The sequence below is a fragment of the Clostridium sp. JNZ J1-5 genome (assembly GCF_053901425.1).
Genome location: NZ_CM132773.1, coordinates 905,419 through 926,393, shown reverse-complemented (window position 1 = coordinate 926,393; position 20,975 = coordinate 905,419). Strand labels below are relative to the sequence as shown.

Sequence of the window (20,975 nt, the reverse complement as noted above, 5' to 3'; positions counted from 1 at the left end):
CTAAATTGTAAATTCTAAAACATATGAAAAATATAAAAAGTGATTGCACTTAATTAGAGTTAATCCTATAGTGCAATCACTTTTTATTTAATTTACCACATATATATAGATTTAATATACTAAATTAGGATTTTGCCGTATGCTGTAGCAAAACTATAAGGCTTTATTGTACTGAATCTATAGCTTGTACAGGACTTAAAATCTCTTGAATTTCTTCAAAATGTAATGTTTCTTTTTCAAGAAGATTATTAGTTAAAGCTTCAAGAGTTTGTCTATTACTAGTTAAGATATTTTTAGTCTCTTCATAAAGTTTATCTATAGTATTTTTACATTCATTTATAACAGCTTCTTTTGTTGAGGCGGATATTTCTCCTACCTCCGATAGAGTTAACAGCCCTAAAGAATCACCCATACCATAAGCTGTAATCATACTTGTTATTGTGTTAGTAGAGTGTTTAAGATCGCTATAAGCTCCAGTAGTTATTTTTTCACTTCCAAATATAATTTCTTCAGCAGCCCTTCCACCTAGAAGTACCATTATTCTCTTTAGAAGATAATCTTTATTTTGATACATTCTATCTTCTGGAATACTTAAAGTGTATCCACCGGCACCGTTAGTAGTTGGAATTATTGTAACCTTTGATAGCTTTTCATTTGGAAGTACTTTAGAGGATATAAGAGCATGACCAGCTTCATGATAAGCAGTTATCTTCTTGTCTATATCTCTTATATAATCCCTATTTTGCTTTTCATATCCAGCAAGAACTATAGAAAATGCTTTATCAAAATGGATATTTTCAATGTTTTCAGTTTCATCTTTACAAGCAAGTATAGCAGCTTCGTTAACTAAGTGCTCAAGTTTAGCACCTGAGAACATAGAAGTTTTTTGAGCCCATTCTTTTACGTTAATATTTTTAGAAGGCTTATTTCTAAGATGTAAGTTTAATATTTTTTCTCTAGCAGATACATCTGGGAGACTCACTTCAATGTGTCTATCAAATCTACCAGGTCTTAATAGTGCAGGGTCAAGCATATCTAATCTATTTGTTGCAGCCATAACTACAATGCCTTCTTTTTCATTGAATCCTGACATTTCAGTAAGCAGCGCATTCAATGTCTGGTCCCTTTCGTCAGAGCCGCCAGTAGAACTGTCCCTTTTTTTCCCTATAGCATCTATTTCATCTATAAAGATTACTGCTTTACCATGTGCTTTAGCTTTTTTAAATAGTTGTCTTATTCTGCTGGCACCAACCCCTACATATATCTGTACAAAATCTGAACCAGACATTGCATAGAAAGGAACTCCAGCCTCACCAGCTACAGATTTAGCAAGCAGTGTTTTACCAGTTCCAGGTTCACCATATAGGATTACACCTCTTGGCATTCTTGCACCATAAGCACTGTATTTTTCAGGATTTTTTAGAAAGTCTACTATATCCATAACACTTTCTTTTGCTTCTTCGTTTCCTGCAACATTTTCAAAAGTAAAGCCTACATTATTAACTTCTTCAGCGTCAAGTGAATCTACTGATCTAATTCCTTTAGAAGCAACTTTAGAAGATTTCACTGCTAAGACAATAAACCATATTATTGAAGTTCCTAGTAGTAAAAAAGGTATTAACTCAATAGGTGATATATAGCCTTGTTCAGAAACTTCTATCCCTTTACTTAAAATTTCCTCTTTAAACTTGTCGCTTCTTGGATTATCAGTTTCATAAACGTTTCCATCTTTAAGTTTTACTATTATCTTTGGAGCATCTGTGTAGTAAACCTTACTTATTTTATTACTATTTAAGTCATTATTAAACTGAGTGTATGTTCTTTCTCCCTCAGGTTTATACACAAAGGTTGTAATCATAATCATAATTATAGAAAGTATCATTGTTACAATAGGAAGTAATATGGCTTTATTTTTCATTTTATTTTTCACTATATCATCCTTTCTAAGATGGTATCAAATAATACTTACTCTAAATTACTTTTTAGGCCCTGTTTTAAGTGTATGTTGATTATTACATTCATTTAAAACTTTCCATTAGTACATTAATAATATTTTAAAGATTGTTGAGTTCATTATAAGGAAACTCCTTGTCATTTTTCCAAAGAGTAAGCGATTCACGCCAAATCATAAATTTGGGTTCTATGATTATGTCAACTAGGTCTTATTATAGTAAAAATTTAAGTGCATGTCCAATAAACCTCATAAAAATTGCTAATGTAATTTATGTTAAAGTGGCATTAGTAAAGACTTATTGTACAATTTTAAAATATTGTGTATACTTTAGGTTAGATGTAAAATTATGCTATAGAAAGGGGGAAGCTCTTAGGAGTTTATCCTAAATGTAAGAGCAATAAATTATGAATATTTCAGATGTATCAGTTAGATTAACTGAAAAGGATATATTGAGCATCATTGATGATTACTTAAAAATCGATGAAATCAAAATTAATCAGGTAGACATAAAAGAATGTATTAAAGTACAAGGAACTTTTTCAAAAGGCATTAAGATAAAGTTTGCTGCAAGTTTAGGAATCGAAAGCATAGAAAATAATATGGTGAAGTTGAGATTATTGAACATTAAGATAGGAGTTTTACCAATATCTATAAAATTAGTAAACTTTATTTTGAAAAAGGTTTTACGTAAGTTATCTGATATGGGAATATATGTGGACAAGGGATATTTATGTATTGACTTTAAACTGTTATGTAAGTATATACCTTCTGTAGAATTTTATCTTAACCACATAACTATTTTAAAAGGTGGATTAGAGGTTGAAGTTAAAAACTTAATATATAGTGAAAGTAAACAAGCTATCTCCTTAGATGAACTGAAAGAACAAATAGCAAGCACAAAAATGGGGGACGGTTCTCCTGAATCTGACGAAAAAACAGGAGAAAAAATAGGGGACGGTTCTCGTGAATTTACTAAAGTTAATGATGGATATTCAAAATTAAGAAGCGAAGTTATAGAAATGGCTCCAGATAAACATGAAAAAGTTGTTCAGTGCTTAATGATGCTTCCAGATATAATGGTGCTTTTGTACAGGCTTATGAAAGACAAGAGAGTTCCAATAAAGACAAAAGTTTTAATCGGCTCTGCACTAGGATATTTAGCATTGCCATATGATATTATTCCAGATTCAATTCCTATTTTAGGAAAGGGAGATGATTTTGGAATAGGGTTTATAGTTTTGGATAAGATTATAGATAATGTTCCTAGGAATGTAATATTAGAAAATTGGCAGGGAAATGACGATATCATCTATAAAGTCAGCGAAGTTAAGGAAATTATATTTGATACTATAGGTAGAAAGAATGCTATAAAAATAGCAGCTGGGACATTTATATTTGTCAAAAAAAGAAAACATAAGGCTAAGGATTAAAAGATTGTTGATGATCTAATAATGAACTAAAATCTTTAAAAAAAGTCAAGAAGTTAAGAGAGGATAGAAGTAAGATGACCAAAAAGTTTTACGCTATAAAGGAAGGCTTTGATTCTGAACAAAATGAAAAAATAGAAAATAGAATAGTCCATTCTTGGAATGATTGTCTTAGATATGTTAAGGGAGTCAAAGGAGCTAAATATAAAAGTTTTACCTCTATTGAAGAAGCTGAGAAGTATTTAGATAGTGGCAGTGATATTATAAAAAAAGATTCCAACAATTATCCGCAAAATCAACCGCATTTTTATGTGGATGGAAGTTATAATGATTCCACAGAAATATACTCCTATGCCTTAGTTGTAGTAGTGGATGGAGTAATTGTACATATTGAAAACGGTGCTGCAAAGGATAATAAAAATAAGGCTATTAGGCAAATAGCAGGAGAACTTGAAGCTTCAATTAAGTCAATAGAGTATGCTGCAGAAAATGAATTTAAAAACATAGTTATCCTTCATGATTATTTAGGTGTATGTTATCATGCTACAGGATTTTGGGAGAGAAAAGAAGAATCTTCAAAGACTTATTATGAAACATATAATAGACTAATAAAAGAAAATGGAATAAATGTTACTTTTGTTAAAGTAGACAGCCATACCGGAGATTTATTTAATGAAGTTGTAGATGAGTTTGCTAAAGCTGCAATAAATGTTACTCTTAAAAAAGAAACGGAAAAATATTTAAAAAATAATGTTATAAAAGTTAAAAATGATAATATAAAGGAACTATTTAAGCAGATTGTAAGCAATAATGCATTAGATAATATAGAAGTTATGGAATACATAGATAAAGCAGAAGAGAATGAGAATTTAAATAGACTTTTAAATGAAGAAGTGAAAAAAATAAAAAATATGGTTGAAAAAGATAGAAAAATGGCAGAAGAATACATAAAATGTATAAATAGTGGTATTAAAGATGAATTAATATATTTTTTGGTAAATAAATTTATTAAATAATTATATAAATCCTGTTTAAGTTTTGTGAATTTGCACAACCTATTATTAAAATCAATATTTGTTTAATTATTATAATTAGCTAATAGTAAAAGCATAAAATTATTAAATATAAATTACTGTAAAGGGGTGTGCAATCAATGAATGGAAGATTTATAAGAGTATTAACTGCTGGAGCTGTAATTGGTGCAGCAGCTGGTATGATGATGGTTCCTCAAATGAACAGAAGAACTAGAAAGATGATAAGAAGAAATAGTAAGATGATGATGAATAGAGCTGGAGATATATTCGACAATGTTAAGGATTGGATGATGTAATATTCCGCCAAGAAAGAACCCAATTTTAATATAAATAGGGTTTCTTTCTTTTTTTGAGATAATTTGCAATATTAAAAATTTCTTTTTGCAGTAGAAGTGAAGAATATGGTATAATATAATAGATATTTACTGATTTATTAAATAATATTAAATCTAATAACTAGAACTTTGCAAAGGAAGAGGTATTTATGGAAATATTGTCTTTAGGAGAAAAAATAAAAAGAAGAAGAAAAGAATTAGACATGACCTTAAAGGATCTAGCAGGCGACAGAATTACTCCGGGACAAATTAGTTTGGTAGAATCAGGAAAATCTAATCCTAGTATGGACTTGCTAGAGTATTTAGCGGACTCTCTTAATATTTCTATAGAATACTTAATGGAATCTGAAGAAACTCAAGCAGAGAAGATATGTATTTACTTTGAGAATATTGCACAATCCCATATACTTAATGATGAATTAAATATAGGGGAGCAGTACATAGAGAATGCCTTGTTCTATGCAGAAAAATATGGATTAGAATACAGAAAAGCTAAAAACTTGTATTTAAGAGGAAAGATATACATAGGCAGAGGAGACTTAGGACTAGCTCAGCAATTTTTCTTATCTGCAAATGTAATATTCATAAAGGAAAGTCGTTTTGAAGATATTATAAATACATTTTTAGAGCTTGGGGTTATAACCTTTAAAATGCAGGCTTATCATTCCGCTTGCAGCTATTTTCATCAAGCTGAAAAAGTTTATGAAGATAGTGATATAGGAAACGATTTCTTGATTGGACAGATTTATTATTACATAGCATTTACATATTTTAAGCTAGAGCAATTAGATAAGGCTATTAATTATTCATATTTGGCTAATACTAAATTTAAAAAGATAAATAATAAGGAAGAATATGCTAAGTCACTTCTTTTATTGGCGCAGGAATACAGTCAAAAAGGTGATATGGATGTGGCAATAAAATATTCTAAAAAAACCTTAAAACTTTTTAGAGAAATTGATGATTATAGATATGTTGCTGATATCGAGAATAATTTAGGAAGGCTATTTTCTGAGTTTGATAATATTGAAGAATCTTTTATTCATCTTAATAAAGCAAAAAAATTAAGAATGAGAAATAAAGATATAAACTATATTGAAACAATTATTAATATATGTGAAAACTATATAAAAATAAAAGATATTAAAAAAGCAAAAGAAGTATTACAGGAAATTTTAGATAATAAAGATAATGGAGACGATCTTACATTATATAAGTATTATTTATTAAAGTATAGAATAGATATGATAGAAGAAAATAAAGATGAAGCGGAAAATACTTTAATACTGGCGTTGAATTATGCTAAAAGTGCTAATTTAGAGGATGAAACTGCTGAGATATCCATACTAATCGGTAAGTTTTATGTGGATGATGGTAAAGATAAAGAAGCGGCTAAGTATTTAAATCAAGGTGTTGAAGCATTTAAGAAACTAGGAATTTTGAAATAGTTGGTATTGGATAGGTGATTATATGGAAGTTCTATCTGTTGGCGAAAAGATAAAAAGAGCTAGAGTTTATAAAGGTCTAACATTAAAAGACGTATGTGGAAGTGAAATTTCTGTTTCAAAGCTTAGTTGTATAGAAAACGGCAAGGTCACTCCGGAAGATTGGGTCTTGGAGTATATAGCTTCTAAATTAGATCTAAGTATGGATTATCTTTATAAAAATGTTGAGGATCAAATAAATTCTAATTTAAATGAAATATTGAATAATCCTAAAAAAGATGATTATGAAGAAAGCTTAAAATATAATCTTGATATGGCACAACGTTTTGAATATTATGATTTAGCTTTTTATATAATGCATTTAATTTTCGATTATTTATTAAAAATTAATGATTCTAAAAGAATACAAGAGCTATTAGGTGAATACTATGATTTGTGTAATAACTCAAGTGACATAGCTAAAAGATTGACTTATTATATGGATGTAGCTAGGTTCTTTTATAAAATTAAAGAATATCCTCAGGCAGCTAACTATTTTAGAAATGTAATAGATAGCATTTTAAAGTCTGAAGATAAAAACTATACATTGTTAGGCGAAGGAATATATGGAGAAGCAGTTTGTAATGTAATGCTTGGAAATTATAAGGAAGCTTATGATATAGCAATTAAATTACAGGACTTATTTGATTATATTAAAGACAAGTTGAAAAAAGCTAAAATGTATCACATGATGGCTATATTGTCATTAAGGATGGATAATGGAGATTTTGAATATTACGAATCAAAATCTTATGAAATGTATGGAATTAAAAATGATTTTAAGGCAGAGGCTATATTTAACTATGCTTCTACCATGTTTCAAATAGGATTAAAAGAAAAAGCTGTTGAGTACATAAATAGGGCCTTAGACATTTATCCAAAAGAGGATAAAGAGAAACTTGTAAACTTTATGCTTATGTGTACTGAGGAACTTGTTAATAATTCTATTGCAGAATTAGCTAGAGAATTAAGTGAAACTACACTGGATTATTCTATTCATCTAGATAACATAAAATTTATTGAAAAAGCTTATTATTTAAAATCTAAGATTCTGCAAAAACAAAACAACCTACTTTCTGCAGAAATGTACATGAATTTATCATTAGATGCACTTGCTAAGTTTGGAACTAAAAAGCAGATATATGAAAGATATATGGAAATGGGTCAAATGTATTATGATATAGGCTCTGTTAAAGAAGCTCTTAAATATTTTACATTAGGATTAAATATGCATAAGAAATTATAAATTATATATTATAAAAATAAAAAGCCTGAGATAGGCTTTTTTCTATTATAAGGGGACGGTTCTCATGTCTTAACTAATAAATAATTGGGGACGGTTCTTGATTTTTTGATTTTTGATTAAAAAATATTTTAAATTTTTATAAAATAATGCTCTGGAATATTCATTATTATTTAATAAAGAGTTATAATATGGTAAACACATGATATTTTTATTTTAATTACAAACAATATTAACAAATTGATTAAATAATAATTTTAAAGAGGGTGAAATTATGAATTACGAAAAGTTGACAACTAGAGTTCAGCAAGCTTTAAATGAATCGCAGATAATAGCAGTTAAGTACAACCATCAGCAAATAGATGTGATACATTTATTTATGGCATTAATTTCACAGGATGATGGGCTTATTCCAAACATTTTTAGTAGAATGGGAGTAAACATAAATAGTTTAAGGCAGTCTACTCATGAAGAACTTGACAAATTACCTAAGGTACTTGGAGAAGGAGCAAGAAGTTCCGGTGTTTATTTAGTAAGGAGAGTGGAAGAAGTCTTTATAAAAGCTGAAGCTTATGCTGATAAATTCAAAGACTCATTCATAAGTGCTGAACATGTTATGCTGGGAATAATGGACATTGAAGAAAAAGGAACAGTAGGTAATATACTAAGAAAATTTAATATAAATAAGGACGAATTTTTAAAAATATTATCATCAGTTAGAGGCAATCAAAGAGTAGATACTCAAGATCCAGAGGGAACATATGATGCTCTAAAGAAATATGGAAGAAACTTAGTCGAAGAAGCAAAGAAGCATAAATTAGATCCTGTTATTGGAAGAGACGAGGAAATAAGAAGGGTAGTTAGAATTTTATCTAGAAGAACTAAAAATAACCCAGTCTTAATAGGAGAGCCTGGAGTTGGAAAAACAGCTATTGTTGAAGGACTTGCAGAAAGAATAGTTAGAGGAGATATTCCAGAGGGACTTAAGGAAAAAATAATATTTTCACTGGATATGGGATCTTTAATTGCTGGTGCTAAGTATAGAGGAGAATTTGAAGAGAGATTAAAAGCTGTACTTAAGGAAGTTGAAAGCAGTGAGGGACAGATAATATTATTTATTGATGAAATTCATACTATCGTAGGAGCAGGAAAAACTGAAGGAGCTATGGATGCCGGTAATTTAATTAAGCCAATGCTTGCCAGAGGAGAATTGCATTGTATAGGAGCCACAACTTTCGACGAATACAGAAAGTATATCGAAAAGGATAAGGCTTTAGAAAGAAGATTTCAACCTGTTATAGTCAATGAACCAACTGTTGGAGATAGCATATCTATACTTAGAGGGTTAAAGGAAAGATTTGAGATTCATCATGGAGTGAGAATACATGATTCTGCTATAGTTGCAGCTGCAAAGCTCTCAGATAGATATATTACTGATAGATTTTTGCCAGATAAGGCTATTGATTTAATTGATGAAGCAGGTTCAATGATAAGAACAGAAATTGATAGTTTGCCAACAGAATTAGATGAGATAAAACGTAGGGTATTTCAATTAGAAATAGAAAAAGAAGCACTATCTAAAGAAAAGGACAAAGCATCACAGGAAAGGTTGAAGTTTTTAGAAAAGGAACTTAGTGATTTAAAAGAAAAAGATAAAGAGATGACAGCAAAATATGAAAAAGAAAAGGCTAGTATTACACAGGTGCGGGATTTAAAAGAGCAACTTGATAAAGCTAGAGGAGAACTTGAAAAAGCTGAAAGAGAGTATGATTTAAATAAGGTAGCAGAGCTGAAATACGGCGTAATTCCAGACATAGATAGAAAAATTAAAGAAAAGGAAAGTGTTATAAATGAGAATGGTGAAACGGCTTTCCTTAAAGAAGAGGTTACAGAGGCTGAAATATCAGAAATTGTTTCAAAATGGACTGGTATTCCAGTATCAAGACTTGTAGAAGGAGAAAGGGAAAAACTATTAAGGCTTGAAGAAGAACTTCATAATAGGGTAATTGGCCAAGAAGAAGCAGTTACTTCTACGGCTAATGCTGTATTAAGAGCAAGAGCAGGCCTTAAAGATATAAATAGGCCTATAGGATCATTTATTTTCTTAGGACCTACAGGTGTTGGTAAAACTGAACTTGCCAAGACATTAGCAAGAACTCTATTTGACAGTGAAGATAACATAATTAGAATTGATATGTCAGAGTATATGGAGAAATATTCTGTATCTAGGTTAATTGGAGCTCCTCCAGGATATGTTGGATATGAAGAGGGAGGACAACTGACTGAAGCAGTAAGAAGAAATCCATACAGTGTTGTATTATTTGATGAGATTGAGAAAGCTCACGACGATGTATTTAATATTTTTCTTCAAATATTGGATGATGGAAGACTTACTGACAATAAAGGAAAAACTATAGATTTTAAAAATTGTATAATAATAATGACTTCAAATATTGGAAGTAACTATCTTTTAGAAAATAAAGATTCCAATGGAATTGATGAGGATATTAGAGAAAAGGTAATGAACCAGATGAAGATGAGGTTTAAGCCTGAGTTCTTAAATAGATTAGATGATATAATAATGTTTAAGCCTCTTACTGGAGATGAGATAGAAAAAATAATTGATATATTCATGGAAGAAATTAAAGAAAGACTGAAAGAAAAGAATATTTCAATTGAAATTACAAAAGAAGCAAAAGAATTAATGGCTAGAGAAGGATATGATCCAGTTTATGGTGCAAGACCATTAAAGAGATATATTTCTAAAACTTTAGAAACAAGTATTGCTAAAATGATCATTAAAGGCGAAGTTTATGATGGTTCTACAGTAGTAATTAGTAGTCTTGATGAAAAGTTAAACATTCGTGTAAAGTAAAAAATAAGAAAAATAAGGGGACGGTTCTTGATTTAAAAATCAAGAACCGTCCCCTTATTTTGTTATATTTTTGGTAGAGTAGATAAATTTACATTGGTTTATTTAAGCCAAATTGTACATCCTAATAATGTATCATAGAGAGGGCAAAAGAAGGTGCTTTTAATGAAAAATACTGCAAAAAAAGCATTGATTATGTACTTTATATCTGTTTTTCTAGTTTTTGTATTTATTCTAAACTTTCTTTCAAATAATTCAGATATAATTATAAAAGAGAAAAAAGATATGCCAACCTGGACAAGTAAGAAAAGTAATGCTTCATTACAAGTAACAAAAAATAATTATATTTTAAATGATGAAAAAGAATGTATTTCAAACACAAGAGAAGTTTATTTAACATTCGATGACGGACCAACAAAGAATAATACTAAGCAAATTATAGAAATATTGAATCAAAATAATGTTAAAGCTACGTTTTTTATAATTGGGAATTTGGCTGAAAGAAATCCCCATGTTCTTCAAGATTTAATTAACAATAAAATGTGTGTAGCACCACATACTTATTCTCACAATTACAAGGAGATATATGTAAATTCGTCAAGTTATATGAATGATTTAGAAAAGTGTAAATCTGTAATAGAGAAAGCTACAAAACGTGAAGTTATACCCTTTGTAAGAATTCCAGGTGGTATGTATAACAATTTTGTTAGCAAAGGTACAATAAATGAAATAATAGATTCATTGAAAAGAAAGAAAATAAATTACGTAGAGTGGAATATATGTTCAGATGATGCCACTGGCAAAACCATGTCTGCATATGAAATTAGAGATAACATTATTAGACAGAGTCAAAGATTAGGTAAGAATAAAGTTTTAGTAGTACTAATGCATGATTCATACTATAAAAAGACAACAGTAGAAGCGTTGCCACATATTATAAAATATTTTAAAGAGCAAGGATACGATTTTAAGACTTTTGACAATATTAGTCCTGAAGACTATAGAGATCTTATAAAACATAATGTAATTAATAGAGAATTTAAATTGAAATAATAATCAAAAGAATAACAATGATAATAAAAATGAAAATAGTAAAGCGAAAATTAAGGCTATATGGAGTAGGGGTCAATCTTAATTTTCGCTTTTACAAATTAGATGAAAGTGTTTGGGGCACTATATATAAATTTGAAATACGCTACTTTATCTAGTTTTTATGCTATTTAAAACTTTCCATATTATTGAACTAACTCACGATTAATTATGAATTCTTTTGCTCTAAGTTCATAGGTATCATCTAAAGAGGGAAGGGTAAATTTTCCATACTTATTTTCTAAAGCAAGTAAAAGTAATCTATCAGCAAGTTCAGGATTCTTTGATAGTAAGGAACCATGGAAGTATGTGCAAAAAGTATTTTTATAGATACAACCTTCATAGCCGTCTTCACCATTATTTCCATAGCCTGCTAGAACTTTACCAAGAGGTTTCAATGAACCAATATATGTTTTGCCAGAATGATTTTCAAAACCTACATAGGTTTCATTAAAATCTTTATTGTATATTACGGTATTCCCTATAAATCTTTTTTCACCAGCTTTTGTATAAATATCAATAGCATTTAAGCCTTCTATTTCTTCACCATTAGGAGTTACATAATATTTACCTAAAAGTTGATATCCGCCGCAGATTGAAAGGAAAACTTTATTTTTTTCTATATAATTAATTATTTCATGGCGTTTTGTAGTCTTTAAATCTTCAGATACTATTGTTTGCTCATAATCTTGGCCGCCACCAAAAAACACTATATCATATTTTTCAGGATTGAATTCGTCATTTACTGATATGTGAGATATATTGGTTTTTATTCCACGGTTTTCAGCCCTATATTTTAGTATTAATATATTCCCAACATCACCATATACATTTAAGAGATCAGGGTACATATGACATATATTAAGCTTCAAAATAAACACCTCCAATTTTAAGTAGATAAGGCTTAAATAAGATTATAGTAATATAGAGTTTTATATTTTAAAAATATATATCAATAAGTATTAATATATATTAATTATATATTTGAATTAGTATATCTGAAAAATGTTTTACCATAATTTTTTTATATAGCCTTTGTTATTTAAAAATTTTCTAAAACTAGTCATGGCAGTATAAGTTGCCAGCATATATATCATTGAATCATCAGAGTTTTCAATTCTATCTAAAAGAGATTCATAATTATCGCAGAGTAAAAATAACTTCTCATTAAACCCAGCTACCTTAAGTCGAATGCTTAAATCATATAGACGTACTCCAGATAACAGTATGTTATCTATCTTATGATTATTAAGATTTTCAAAGTCTACATCCCAAATCCAAGAAACATCTTTACCATCAGCATAGTTATCGTTAAGAAGTAAGGCTAAACTTTTATTGCTTTGATCTAGATTTATGGAATTTAATGCTTCATCAAATCCAGCTGGATTCTTAACTAATATTATTTTTAAATTTGTTCTATTTATTTTTATTATTTCTTGACGACCGAAACTAGAGTCTAAAGATTTAAGTGAATTATGTATTACTGACTCGTCTATATTTAAAGTTTTACAAGTTGCAAAAGCACATAAAGCATTGTACACATTATATGTGCCTGCTTGATTTATAAAGTATTCATTATTGTTTATTTCAACATTAGATCCACTAGGGGTTAGACTCAAAACTTTATCTATGGAAAAGTCTAATCTAGGTCTTTTATATCCGCAGCTAGGGCAGTAGAAATCGCCTAAATGGTTGTAAATTACAAAATTATAATTGTAGGGTGTTTTACATATTTTGCAGAACTTAGCATCGGCATTAACTGGTATTTTATTGCTTTTGTCCATAGGTGAATTAAAGCCGTAATATAAAATTTTATTAGGAATTGACATGTTTCCAAACAATGATTCGTCACCATTTAGAATCAATATTGAGGCAGGAGTTTTTTTTATCCCTTCAATTATTTTTTCTAGGGTAGTGTAAACTTCGCCATACCTGTCTAATTGATCTCTAAATAGATTAGTGATACAAATTATTTTAGGACTTATATATTCTGTTATGTATTTTACATTGGCTTCATCAACTTCTATTACCGCATATCTATGTCTATTTTTATAAAACACACTATAATTTTTTAAAAAACAGGATATTATTCCAGTGTATAAATTTGCTCCAGTGCTATTTGTGATTACATCAACACCAGAGTTTTTTATTATTGAATATATCATATTTGTTGTAGTGGTTTTTCCATTAGTCCCTGTTATCAGTATAACCTCATAATTCTTAGATAATCTTGTTAAAATTTTTTCATCAAACTTTAGAGCGATTTTACCAGGAAAATTTGTGCCCCCTCTATATATAATATTTGAAATATGCATAATAAATTTTGCAACAACTATACCTAAAAATGTTTTAGCGTTAATACTGCAACACCTCCATCCTATTAAAGAATTATGTACTATTTTTATTAATTTATACTAATAAGCATCAATAAGATTTTATCACGCATTTAGTTAAATGGAAATATTTTACTTTAGGTCAACTTTTTATTTATTAATATTATTTTCCACAATTTATAGTATAAAAAAACAAAAAGTAAACTATATTTTATATAAAATTAGAAGAAATATAGATTTTTATATTGTGATATGACGTTAATTTTTTAGAATAAAATATTTAAATCATTCATATATTTATATTTAAAGCTAATTATAAGGGGATATAAGGGGACGGGGCTTGAAAATTACCTAATTTTATGAAGAGGCTGTAAGACTAAATATTGCATAAATGGAATCTGCAAATTGCTAATTTTATTAGAAATTAGAAGGAATCTATAAATACATAAGTTAAGTTTAAATGCATTGTTATATTAAGATAGAACTTTAAAAAAATAAAAAGTACAAACACATAAAATAAATTAGGTTTGTACTTTTTATGATTAATATGTTCATTTTCAAAATCGAATCTATTGGATAAATTATTGATTTAAGTTATTCAATAGGAATGTTATGAAAGTTACCGTCTAGTTTAAAGCCTAAGTTAGGTGAAATTTTATTTAATTTATCTAGTATGGCGGTCTTTTTATTCCCTTGTGCTACAGTTGGTTTATAATCATTTGTATAATTAACGGATGATATTGTACATGGAATAACCTTAAGATCATAAGAGTCAAGAGAATTGTTTTTAAATTTAAATTTTACTTGAACTATCATAGTATCTTTATCGCTTGGATTTTTGTTTCCTCCGAAGGCAAAGTTTCCGAGGCTGTAGCAAATTATTTTATTTTTATACTTTTCAATTCCTTGAAGCACATGAGGGTGGTGTCCTATTATCAAGTCTGCACCATTATCGATAGCAAAGTGTGCTAATGATTTTTGAGTTGAATTAGGATGGTAACTGCCTTCTTCACCCCAATGAAAATTAATTATCACTATACGATTTTGATCTTTTAAATTTTGTATATCTTTTTTTATTTTAGCCTGTAATTCTTTAGAGCTGTAATATCCTTTATATCCTAAGAAGCCAAATTTAGTTCCTTTAACATCTTTAATCCAAGTACTACCTTCACCAAAGTAATTAATATTTTCAGCTTTTAAAGCTAGTTTTGTATCTTGAAAGCCTTTTTCAAGATAATCTCTAGTATGATTATTTGAAATATTAACTCCTTCTATGCTACCTAAAGTTAGTATTTTTGCGTACTCTGGTGGAGCTTTAAAAGTAAATTGTTTTTCAGCTTTTTGGGAATAAGTAGTTAGAGTACCTTCGAAGTTAGCTATGGTTATATCATCACTACTAAAAATTGAATTAACATTTTTAAATATATAAGAATAGTCATTATTATTCTTCTTTAGAGTATGAGGGAGTGATCCCTGATAGGAAAATTTATCGTCATTACCTAATGTGCAATCACCCACTGAATTTAATAAAACTTCAGTGTACGCTTCTGTTGAAGGAGTATTTTTTATATTTTTATTATTAGGACTGTTTTTTTTATTGTCTTCAGGTTCAGCATCTTTAGTGGCTAACTTACCTGTATTAGATTTAATATTGCTTGATAAGTTACTTGAAGAAGCACCAGCATCTTTTCTATTTAGTGAATTAAAAACTAAGCTTCCTAAAAAAAATAATCCAATTATTGCTATCAATATGGATAATCTATATATAGTTTTACTTGTTGCCTTGATCTTTTTTCTTTTTTTGCGTGACATTTTCAAACCCCCTAATTGACTATAATAACATTGTATAATATTACAAAATTAATGTCCATTCCTTACCATGTTACGAATAAAAGTTAAATATATAATTAAGAAAAATAAAGAAATGTAAATTTATAGATTTTTCAATTAAAGTCTGATAGAATATTACTTGAATCGTTAAAGAGAGGTGAATTCGTATGAATTTAGGAAAGTTTAATATAAATATAAATGAAAATACAAGCAAAAAAAATATTATTATAGCAGCTTTAGTAGTTATATGTCTAATTTTTGTAATAGTATTTTTAGCAACTCGTAGCAGTAGAATTCAAAAGTATAACCAAAATGTTGAAAAAAAGAGCTATGAATACTTCTTAGCTGGAGAGTATGATAAAGCTATAGAGCAGTACAATAAAATAAAACTAGATAACTCTAAAGATAACAGGATAGTTGCATTGAAGAATATAAATATAGCAGAAGCCTACTTGCTTAAAGGGGATAAAGTAAATTACAAAAAGTACATAGATTTAGCTAAAGAAGCTAAAAGTAAGAATGATGAAGTATTAAATAGAATAGTATTTAATGATTTTATAAATGGCGATATAGAGGAAGCTTTAAAATATGGACAAGAAGCATTAAAATCAAATCCTAAAAATAAAGCTTTAATTAAGACTATGATAGCTGTTGATATGGCTAACGGAAAAATAGATGACGCTAGGAATCTAGCAAAATCTTATGCAGTAGATAAAAATTCATCCTATGATGTAGCTGAATATGCTGGTATTCTTATGGCATTAGGTGATTTTACAGATGGATTCAATCAATTAAAAATAGCTTTTAATATGGATAAAGATGAATATAAAATTTATGATATATTGGCTCAAGAATCTGTATATAATAAGCCGGAAGTTATAAATTACATAAAAGAGTTAGAAAAGCAAAACCCACAGGAAATAGCATATAAGATGTGGCTAGCTAAAGTTTATTCATTAGATCCTGCAACATCAAAAGATGCTGAAAAATTAATAACAGAGTTAGAGAATAAAGATGCAGGAAAAATTGAAATAAAGTTGATAAAGGCTGCTGTTCTTCAAAACACAAATAAAAATGAAGAGGCAGATAAGATAATTAATGAAGTTATACAACAAAATAAAAATGATTATAGGGTTTTCCATACTGCAGGATGGTTATATTTAAAGAAAAATGATTTAAATAAGGCAATGGAATATTGTAAAGAATCAATTGAAAATAACAAAGAGTATCCTGATAACTACGCATTTTTAATGCCAGAAATACTAAAAAGTATGGAAAAGACTGAATCAATAGAGTCTTATTATAGAATTGGAATTATGAGGGAACCATATAATTATAACATTATGCTAAATGCAGCAAATTATTATTGGTATACTGCCCAAAAACCTGAAGAAGCGTTAACATATTTTAAATTAGCAAGTAAAATTAAACCTAATGAGCCTGAAATAAAATACAATGTAGCACTATTACTATTTAATAAAGGAAAGGACAAAGAAGCTGTACAAGCTTTAAAAGAGTGCATAAAGCTTGATAATAAGTCTATTAAGTATCATAGGACATTAGGAACCATTTATTTGAACATGGGAAATCCTAAGGACGGAATGAATGAAATTAAAACAGCCTTTAAGTATGATGAAAATGACATCTTAACTTTAAATAATGCTGGATGTTATTACATTATATATACCAGTGATTTTCATAGAGGATACTATAATTTAAAGAAAGCTTTAGCTGGAATTAATAAAAATACTGATGAGTATACAAAAAAAGTAATCAATGAAAATTATAATAAAGTAAAAGCTATAATAGACCAAATAGAAAAAGGTAAGGGCAACGAATCTATAAAAGTCCCAGACTTCAGATTGTTATATTAGGGGGACGGTTCTCGTGTTTATACAATATTAAATTAGCAGATATGAATTTAATATTGTGTAAATGGCAGATAGAGCGGTAAATCTATAAGGCAAATTTAAAGGAACAGTATTCTGTAAATGAAGTACTGTTCCTTATTTATGCATTAATATTATTTTATTATCCAATTCGCATAGAGGATTGTCTATAATTGCCCAAAATATGGCTAACTGAAGATACTGTTACAAACGCATTTGTGTCTACATTTTTGATAATTTTTTTCAAAGAATTTAATTGATTATTTTGTATTACAACATATATGATTTTCTTATTTGTATTAGAATAAGCACCAATAGCATCAATTATAGTTATGCCTCTTAACAGCTTGTCTTGAATTTCTTTTATAATTTCATCAGGTTTTTCACAAATTATCATACATTGCTTAGAAGCGGATATACCTTCTTGAACTGTGTCAATTGTTTTAGTTCGTATGAAACTCATTATAAGAGCATACATAACAGAACGAGGACCTATTACTACACCTATTGATACAAGTACTAATACGTCTTGGATTAATAATAAGTTTGACATTGATAAGTGAGGAAAAGAATAGCTAATTATTTTAGCAAGTATATCTAGGCCACCACTGGAACCGCCAGCCATAAAAATTAGAGCTACACCTATTCCGAATAGTATTCCACAGAAGATTGAAGCTAACATCATATCACCTGATAAAATAGATCTTAAGTTGTAAGGCTCTAGCAATAAATTAAAGTAGTCAATTAGTGTGGAGGATAACAAAACTACTATACCGCTTCTAAATGCAAATTTTCTTCCTATTAATTTATAACCGAATATAAATAGTGGAATGTTTATGAATATTGTGGATAATCCTATAGGAAATTTAAATGAATAATTTAGTATAAGAGCTATACCCATTGCACCACCAGATCCTATGTTTGCAGGAATCAAAAAGCCTGCTATGCTTATAGAAAATATTATACAACCAAGTATTAAAATACTATATTCTTTGGCTATCTGCTTCAATTAGGTCCCCCCTCTATACTTATACCTACAAATTACTAGTAAAACGTATATAATATATCATAAAAACATGTACATATACAATAGAAATGATAAAAAAATGGGGACGGTTCTCAAGTAGTATTACTAAATATATCTATTATAATAGATATATTTTAAGGTATAGATTATTGGCTTTAGAATCTAAATATACGTAATTTATATGTAATTATAGTAGGAACATTTTTAGCTTGTACAATTTAGACTAATATTGATAAAAAAATGAGATGAAAGCCAAAAAGATAAGATGATAAATTAACCTAAAGTAGGCATACTCCTATATTTTGAACATAAGTGCTTTTCTACGAAAAAATTTATAATGTTTTTGTATTCAGGATCATTGGTAACTAGGTAATATCCTCTACTGCAAAGGCGAGATAGTGATGATAAAGTCAAATTACCAATAAAAGTGAGCATTTCTCTAAAGGTTAGATTACATAAATTTCTTATTAGAAAGATACATATAGATCTAAATTTTGAGGATATGTGATTATACTTTACGTGTATATCAATCCCATTAAAACTATAATGTTCAGAAATAAACTTAATGATTTCTTCTGGATCAATATTTCTCATAACAGGTTTATTATAACTTTTCATTGTTGATAACTGAGAATGCTCTTGTAACAAATTAGCTTCATTAATGAAAGTTATATTATCATTTCCAAGCCGTGATTTTACAAATTTAACATATCTACATACTGATAATATTGGGTCAGGACTAAAATAATCAAGAATAAAGTCCTTATCAAGAAGCTTAAAATTATCTTCTTGCTTACCTAAATAAATTCCAAGACTAGAATACTTGTAATTTTCGACGCAATTCATGTAGCCTCTGATATCCTTAGGATTATTATGAATATATGCTGAGATATTAATTACAGATACATCTGTATCAGCTATTTTACTTTTAAATCTGTCTCTAAATAGAGGGCCACTTCTATTATATTTCTTATTAAAATATTGAGAATAGCATTGATTGATGCAATGCATAAATTTGCTAATGTCAGATCCATTCGAATTTATTAGAAAGTGGACATGATTATTCATAAGACAAAATGCGTAAACTTTAAATGAAAAAATATTTTTATACTTTCTTACATATTTTAGATACACATTTTTATCTTTATCATTGCGGAATAAATCTAGTTCAGTGATACTTCGTGACATTATATGATAAATTGCTATTTCTCTTTTAATTCTTGCTGCTCTTGGCAAATTAAGCACCCCTTTTGAATAAGTTTTTATGTAATTATTGACCTAATAGGATAAATTTAATCATATATAAGCTATAAAATTGCTAAATAAATTTATGCTTTGTACACTCTTAAAAAGGGATAAGCATTTGGTAGTTTTAACATATAAATTACACGAGCTTAAAGAGAAATATTTATGTGCAATGGTAGAATTATTATAAATACTGTACTGGCTAATAATGAAAAATTTAAAAAATAAGGGAGTGAATACTGAAATATAAAAACATATAAAAAACTAACTGCAATAGGATTGAAAATATTTATATAAGCCTTTAGTGCATATATTAGGAGGAGATTTAATGATAGATTTGCATTGTCACAGTAAAAAATCAGATGGTTCTATGGAAATATGGGACATAATTGAAATGGCAAAAAATCAAGGAATAACACATTTAGCAATAACAGATCATGATACAATTCTAGGCATTAGTGAGGCACAAAAGATAGGTAAGAATTTTGGAATAGAAGTTATACCAGGAATTGAGATGTCTGCATTTGACTATGTTAATAATAAGAAGGTTCATATTTTAGCATATTACATTGAAACGGATAGTAAATTGTTAAATTCACTTTGCAATTTGACAATAAAAATGAGAAACGAAGATTCTATTAAGATTATAGATAAATTAGCCAAGCAAGGATATAAAATAAATCTAGATGATGTACAAAATCATGCTAAGGGAAGCATATGTATTAATAAGAAGCATATAATTCAAACTCTAATAGATAAAGGATATTATAGAGACAATTATAATGAACTATATAGAGATTTAATACAACAATTATCTACTTCAATAAAATATATAAATGTACAAGATATAATTAGAGCTATTATTATATCTGGCGGAGTCCCTGTGTTAGCTCATCCTGGGGTTTTTAACAATTATAAATCTATCGAAAAACTAGTTGAGTTTGGATTACAGGGCATAGAAGTTGAACATCCTGAACATACCAAAGAAGATAAAAGATTATGTAGATATTTTTCAAAAAAATATGATCTTATTGAAACCGGTGGTTTTGATTTTCATGGTATATATGGAAGTAGAAGACAAATGTTAGGATGTGAAACTATTAATATAAGTACAGTTGAAAGATTAGAACAAAGGAATAGAGAAAATATTAAAGAACTAAAAGTGGTTTAATGCTAAAGTGAACAAAACGAAACTGCTATTTCAAGATGAAAA

At 28.4% G+C, this 20,975-nt stretch carries 15 protein-coding genes; 9 read left to right on the top strand and 6 right to left on the bottom strand.

From position 1 onward, the window contains the following. Positions 1 to 163: 163 nt before the first annotated feature. On the bottom strand, positions 164 to 1,918 hold the full coding sequence (locus ACWW38_RS04525) for an ATP-dependent metallopeptidase FtsH/Yme1/Tma family protein (RefSeq protein ID WP_456260416.1): 1,755 nt from the start codon (positions 1,916 to 1,918) through the stop codon (positions 164 to 166). A 440-nt stretch (positions 1,919 to 2,358) separates the two neighbouring features. Between ACWW38_RS04525 and ACWW38_RS04520 the strand changes: the two genes are divergently transcribed. The 7 genes from ACWW38_RS04520 to ACWW38_RS04490 all read left to right on the top strand — a co-directional run bounded on the left by ACWW38_RS04520 (position 2,359) and on the right by ACWW38_RS04490 (position 11,402). Then, a complete protein-coding gene (locus tag ACWW38_RS04520; protein ID WP_456259620.1) occupies positions 2,359 to 3,384 on the top strand; it encodes a YkvA family protein in 1,026 nt (341 codons plus the stop codon). A 74-nt stretch (positions 3,385 to 3,458) separates the two neighbouring features. Next, positions 3,459 to 4,397 (top strand): ribonuclease H1 domain-containing protein, encoded by a 939-nt coding sequence (locus ACWW38_RS04515; protein ID WP_456259619.1) that lies wholly within the window; start codon positions 3,459 to 3,461, stop codon positions 4,395 to 4,397. Positions 4,398 to 4,534: 137 nt separating this feature from the next. Then, on the top strand, positions 4,535 to 4,711 hold the full coding sequence (locus ACWW38_RS04510; RefSeq protein WP_456259618.1) for a YtxH domain-containing protein: 177 nt from the start codon (positions 4,535 to 4,537) through the stop codon (positions 4,709 to 4,711). 188 nt (positions 4,712 to 4,899) lie between these two features. After that, complete coding sequence (locus ACWW38_RS04505; protein WP_456259617.1) at positions 4,900 to 6,198, top strand: helix-turn-helix domain-containing protein; 1,299 nt, start codon at positions 4,900 to 4,902, stop codon at positions 6,196 to 6,198. A 22-nt stretch (positions 6,199 to 6,220) separates the two neighbouring features. After that, the gene (locus ACWW38_RS04500) at positions 6,221 to 7,480 is read left to right on the top strand and encodes a helix-turn-helix domain-containing protein (protein ID WP_456259616.1); all 1,260 of its coding nucleotides are present in this window, start codon (positions 6,221 to 6,223) and stop codon (positions 7,478 to 7,480) included. Positions 7,481 to 7,751: 271 nt separating this feature from the next. Next, a complete protein-coding gene (clpB, locus tag ACWW38_RS04495; protein ID WP_456259615.1) occupies positions 7,752 to 10,352 on the top strand; it encodes an ATP-dependent chaperone ClpB in 2,601 nt (866 codons plus the stop codon). A gap of 162 nt (positions 10,353 to 10,514) precedes the next feature. Beyond that, on the top strand, positions 10,515 to 11,402 hold the full coding sequence (locus ACWW38_RS04490; protein ID WP_456259614.1) for a polysaccharide deacetylase family protein: 888 nt from the start codon (positions 10,515 to 10,517) through the stop codon (positions 11,400 to 11,402). A 182-nt stretch (positions 11,403 to 11,584) separates the two neighbouring features. On the opposite strand, the gene ACWW38_RS04485 is transcribed toward ACWW38_RS04490, so the two are convergent. The 3 genes from ACWW38_RS04485 to ACWW38_RS04475 form a co-directional block, all read right to left on the bottom strand. Then, positions 11,585 to 12,310, bottom strand: a complete 726-nt coding sequence (locus ACWW38_RS04485; RefSeq protein ID WP_456259613.1) for a type 1 glutamine amidotransferase — start codon at positions 12,308 to 12,310, stop codon at positions 11,585 to 11,587. 138 nt (positions 12,311 to 12,448) lie between these two features. Next, positions 12,449 to 13,753 (bottom strand): MurT ligase domain-containing protein, encoded by a 1,305-nt coding sequence (locus ACWW38_RS04480; protein ID WP_456259612.1) that lies wholly within the window; start codon positions 13,751 to 13,753, stop codon positions 12,449 to 12,451. Positions 13,754 to 14,365: 612 nt separating this feature from the next. Next, positions 14,366 to 15,583: a CapA family protein gene (locus ACWW38_RS04475; protein WP_456259611.1), complete on the bottom strand. Its 1,218-nt coding sequence runs from the start codon at positions 15,581 to 15,583 to the stop codon at positions 14,366 to 14,368. Between the two features lie 185 nt (positions 15,584 to 15,768). Between ACWW38_RS04475 and ACWW38_RS04470 the strand changes: the two genes are divergently transcribed. Next, on the top strand, positions 15,769 to 17,475 hold the full coding sequence (locus ACWW38_RS04470; protein WP_456259610.1) for a tetratricopeptide repeat protein: 1,707 nt from the start codon (positions 15,769 to 15,771) through the stop codon (positions 17,473 to 17,475). 157 nt (positions 17,476 to 17,632) lie between these two features. Here the strand turns inward: ACWW38_RS04470 and ACWW38_RS04465 are convergent, their stop codons facing one another. After that, a complete protein-coding gene (locus ACWW38_RS04465; RefSeq protein WP_456259609.1) occupies positions 17,633 to 18,499 on the bottom strand; it encodes a YitT family protein in 867 nt (288 codons plus the stop codon). A 291-nt stretch (positions 18,500 to 18,790) separates the two neighbouring features. Beyond that, positions 18,791 to 19,753, bottom strand: a complete 963-nt coding sequence (locus ACWW38_RS04460) for a transposase (RefSeq protein ID WP_456259608.1) — start codon at positions 19,751 to 19,753, stop codon at positions 18,791 to 18,793. Between the two features lie 337 nt (positions 19,754 to 20,090). On the opposite strand from ACWW38_RS04460, the gene ACWW38_RS04455 reads away from it, so the two are divergent. Next, positions 20,091 to 20,933: a PHP domain-containing protein gene (locus tag ACWW38_RS04455; protein ID WP_456259607.1), complete on the top strand. Its 843-nt coding sequence runs from the start codon at positions 20,091 to 20,093 to the stop codon at positions 20,931 to 20,933. Positions 20,934 to 20,975: the final 42 nt, after the last annotated feature.